Origin of the sequence: Staphylococcus sp. GDY8P126P, from assembly GCF_017891965.1 — a bacterium.
In the GTDB taxonomy this organism is placed as follows: Bacteria; Bacillota; Bacilli; order Staphylococcales; family Staphylococcaceae; genus Staphylococcus; species Staphylococcus saprophyticus.
Map to the genome: position 1 here is coordinate 1 of NZ_JAESKG010000009.1, position 2,100 is coordinate 2,100.

2 protein-coding genes are annotated in these 2,100 nt (G+C 34.3%); both read right to left on the reverse strand.

Going from position 1 to position 2,100, the window contains the following annotated elements; genetic code table 11:
* Positions 1 to 1,250: persulfide dioxygenase-sulfurtransferase CstB (gene cstB / locus KA893_RS11040; protein ID WP_210125781.1), on the reverse strand; the 1,250-nt coding region annotated here is incomplete at its 3' end.
* A gap of 30 nt (positions 1,251 to 1,280) precedes the next feature.
* The coding region (locus KA893_RS11045; RefSeq protein ID WP_245336556.1) for a DsrE/DsrF/DrsH-like family protein at positions 1,281 to 2,100 on the reverse strand (820 nt) is incomplete at its 5' end.

Consider the following 2,100-nt stretch of genomic DNA (forward strand, 5'->3'; position numbering starts at 1 on the left):
GCGATTGAACTTCTAACACCTGACTGACAATGTACGTATATTTTATCCTCTTTATTAAATGGAATATTTTCATTTAATAATTTACCATGCGGAATATTGACTGCTTGATCTAAGTGCCCATTATTCCACTCTTCTTCATTACGTACGTCGAGTACATTTGCTTCTTCACCAGTAATATCAGCGCTGTGGATGGATTGTGTTAGAATTTCTGATTTTGGTAAACGATAGCCTGCTACATTATCAAAACCAATTAATTGTAAAGTATGCGCTGCTTGTTCAACTGTAGATTTATCTCCGATTAAATCTACATCTTTTTCAAAATCTAAATACCAACCGATCTGGTTAATAAAGTTTTTGTTATAAGGAATATTGATTGTTCCTTGTGTATGTCCACCGTGAAAGGCTTCTTTGCTACGAAGATCAAATGCTATTCTTTCATTATCTAAACTAGGATAAACGTTGTATGGTTGATACATTTTCATACCAAACTGATTAATTTTTTTCATCTGTGCAAAGTGATGGGGTGGCGCTGGTTGATTTGATGTTAATGTTTCAACAAATTTAGATTCATCTGTTACATTAAATGCCCAGTTATTAATTTTTTCGTAACCTAGCGTAGACATTGGTATGGCACCTAATGCTTTACCACAAGGACTTCCAGCACCGTGTCCAGGCCATATTTGAATATAATCTGGTAAATTTTTAACACCTTCTATAGATTGGTACATCTGTTTTGCACCAATCTCTGTAGTACCTTCCATTTGTACTGATTTTTCTAGTAAATCAGGTCTACCGATATCACCAACAAAAATAAAGTCACCACTAAATAAACCCATTGGAACACTTGAGCCGCCACCTTCATCAGTGAGTAAGAAACTGATACTCTCAGGGGTATGACCAGGTGTATGCAAGACTTCTAATTTAATATTACCTACTTGAATAATATCTTGATTTTTAACAAAATTTGTATGTTCCGGCATATTTTTATAACTTAATTGATCATCACCTTCGCCAGATACATATATATTGGCGTTTAAACGTTTTGCCACATCCCGAATTCCAGAAGCAAAATCAGCGTGAATATGGGTTTCTGCAGCTTGTGTAATTTTAAAACCTTCGCTATCTGCAACTTCCATATATTTTGTTAAATCACGAACAGGATCAATTACTATTGCCTCTCCCGTACGTTGACAGCCAACTAAATAAGATGCTTGAGATAAATGATTATCGTAAAATTGTTTGAAAAACATATAAAGAACTCCTTATTTTGATAGATTTAATTAAATAAATAAATTATGACTCGCGTTTTCAGTATCACCTATATAAGTGCCTACACCGCCGTACTCAACTTCATCTCTTAATTCTTCTTTTGTAATACCCATGACATCCATGCTCATGGTACATGCGATTAATTTAATATCTTGAGCTATCGCTTGATTAATGAGTGATGGTAATGAATCAACGTTTTTCTTTTTCATTACGTATCGCATCATGATATTACCTAAACCGAACATATTCATTTTAGATAGTGGCATTTTCAAAGGTGTTTTTGGCAACATCAAATCAAACATTTTTGCGATACCTTTCTTTTTAACGTTAACTGTTTGCGCTTTTTTCAACGCGTTAAGTCCCCAAAAAGTAAAGAAGATAGTTACATCTCTTCCTGCAGCTCTAGCGCCATTTGCAATAATCATTGCTGCCACTGCTTTATCTAACTCTCCACTAAATAGTACAATTGTCGTACCTTTAGCAGTATGATTCACTTGTAAGTCTTTTGGTTTTTCTTTTTGAATGATAGCATTAATTCCATTATTACTTTCATCCAATTCAACTAACGTATGTCCTGTTTGTTTGACCCAGCTTTTAATGTCGCTAAGGAATCCAGGATCTGTGACTGTAACTTCGATTTGCTCGCCTACTTCAATATTTTTCACTTCTTTACTGATGTTTACAATTGGACCTGGACATTGAAGACCACTATAGTTAAATTGTTTACGCTCTGCTTTAATTTCTACATTAGTATTTTCTTCGAATGTATTATCATCGTCGTTTTTTGCTTCATACGCTTTATAGCCACCGTCTAAATTAACAATGTTGTAG